Origin of the sequence: Burkholderia sp. HI2714 (genome assembly GCF_002223085.1) — a bacterium.
Lineage (GTDB): Bacteria > Pseudomonadota > Gammaproteobacteria > Burkholderiales > Burkholderiaceae > Burkholderia > Burkholderia lata_D.
The window spans coordinates 1-2,144 of sequence record NZ_NKFM01000124.1; the positions used below are offsets into that span (position 1 = coordinate 1).

Sequence of the window (2,144 nt, forward strand, 5' to 3'; positions counted from 1 at the left end):
CGGGTTGGCGTACCCATGCACTTGCCATTTCGATGGGCGGCGGTGTTGACGCGCGCGATTCAACTCGCGACGAGGTCGCGTTGCGCGCAGCTCGAAACGACCGCCTGAATTTCGCATGTCCGACTAAGGAATGCCGGTAGAATCGGGGGATGAAAGATTTGCTCGAAGTTCCGGTGAAGAAGGAACCCATTTCGCGGAATGCGTTGCCGCCTGGCGTGGCGAAAGTTCTGAAGCGGCTGCATTTCCCGGTGGACGTGATTTTGCTGTGCGTGCGGTGGTACGTGGCCTATTCGCTGAGCCTGCGTAATCTCGAAGAGATGATGGAGGAGCACGGCATCGAGGTTGATCATTCGACGGTGCACCGCTGGGTCATCAAGCTGGTGCCGCTGTTCGAGAAGGCGTTCCGCAAGCACAAGCGGCCAGTGGGCAAAAGCTGGCGGATGGACGAGACGTACATCAAGGTGCGCGGCCAGTGGAAATACCTGTATCGTGCGGTGGACAAGGCGGGGGACACGGTCGACTTTCTGTTTCGGGCCCGTCGGGACAGGGCCGCCGCGCAACGGTATTTTGAAAAGGCGATCGATCGGAACGGCGCGCCGGAGACGGTCACGGTGGATAAGAGCGGGGCCAATCTTGCGGCGCTTCAGGCGGTCAATGCTGAACGGGAAACGCCCATCAAGATTCGCCAATGCAAGTACCTGAACAACATCGTTGAGCAGGATCACCGGGCCATCAAACGCATCACGAAACCCATGCTGGGTTTCAAGGATTTCCGGTGTGCACGCATCATTTTGTCCGGCATTGAACTCATGCATATGATCCGCAAAGGGCAGATGCGGGTGAAAGAAGGCGCCCATCCGTCAGTGGCAGCGCAGTTCTATTCACTGGTGATGTAAGGATTCCTGAAAATGGCGATCAACCTCGTCTCCCCTCCGTTATCGCGACAGAACCAAAGAGCGGTAATTCGAGGTGCCCTATCTTCCGCACTCAACTCCAACCCTTTCTGCTTCTTCACGTTTCGCGTCACAAAAGCCTATCGGCGCATAGACTCAGAAATGCGGAAGTGGTTCTCGGGAAGAGCTTAGCATCATGCTCCGCGTGTCTCTAGGTGGGGGATTTTGACGTGCCCACAGGTGGGGGAATTTGACCGCCCATCGGGGTTCTCAATGCCATTGCGGAACTTTCTGCGCACTTCGAAGTCAACATTTTAGATTGTATGTCGGCGTGGTCAGAAAGGCGAAATCGTCGAGCTATTGTGAATGGCTCAAGAAAATCGCCCAAGCATCTGCGCAAAAAAACTATCAGAAAAATGGCGAGGCTTTTCCAGATTTATGAGTATTTCTAAGAGAGATGATGGCATGTTTGAAAATAAATGTAATAACGCATGCGATGCGCGCGAACAAGCGCCTACGGAAATTCATCGCATCCGTCAATTCGATCCCGCCGCATTTGAAATTGCGGTTAGTAACTTGCTCAAAGCAAGCGGCATCGAAATAGACACCGCACATACCGGCCGCACGGCACAACGCGTGCGGGAACTTTGGCAAAAGCGCTTGCTTGACGGCTACGACGTTGATCCTGCCGAGGCATTGGGCATGGGTTTCGATGATCGAAAGGAAGATATGGTGATCATTCGCAGCATCGCTGTCCATGGTGTTTGTCCGCATCACTTATTGCCGTTTCGCGGTGTGGCACACGTGGCCTATCTGCCCGGAGGGCGTCTGCATGGTTTTGGGCGCATCGCCCGGATGATCGATGCGATCAGCCATCGGTTCACATACCAAGAGTGGATCACCAATGAGATCGCAACAGCCCTTGTTACGTATGGTAAAGCACGGGGAGCAGCTTGCCTGATCGAAGCAGAACAACTGTGCTTACTCATGGGCGAAAACCGCCGCGGCGACGAGCGTGTTATTACGCAATGCTACATCGGTGAATTTGATCATAACGCCCAAGCTCGAAACGAGTTCCTTCGCACTATCAATCGATAGCAATTCTTTGGGAGAAGGGGGCAGGCAGAGGTGGCGCCGCTTGTTCGGACAGGGTCCCGAGATTTTTAAGTGGAACCGTCGGAGCAGTCATGCTGCCGATTTGATCGCAGGCAGCGTCGCGAAGTATGCCTCATCCGGCGTCCGGTCTTCCAG

Annotated in this window: 2 protein-coding genes; both read left to right on the plus strand. The window is 54.6% G+C overall.

From position 1 onward, the window contains the following. The first annotated feature begins 149 nt into the window (after nt 1-149). Nucleotides 150-896, plus strand: coding sequence for an IS6 family transposase (locus CFB82_RS41315; RefSeq protein ID WP_089487939.1), 747 nt, complete (start codon nt 150-152; stop codon nt 894-896). Nucleotides 897-1,358: 462 nt separating this feature from the next. Further along, nucleotides 1,359-1,991, plus strand: coding sequence for a GTP cyclohydrolase I (locus CFB82_RS41320; protein WP_089487940.1), 633 nt, complete (start codon nt 1,359-1,361; stop codon nt 1,989-1,991). The last annotated feature ends 153 nt before the right edge of the window (nt 1,992-2,144 follow it).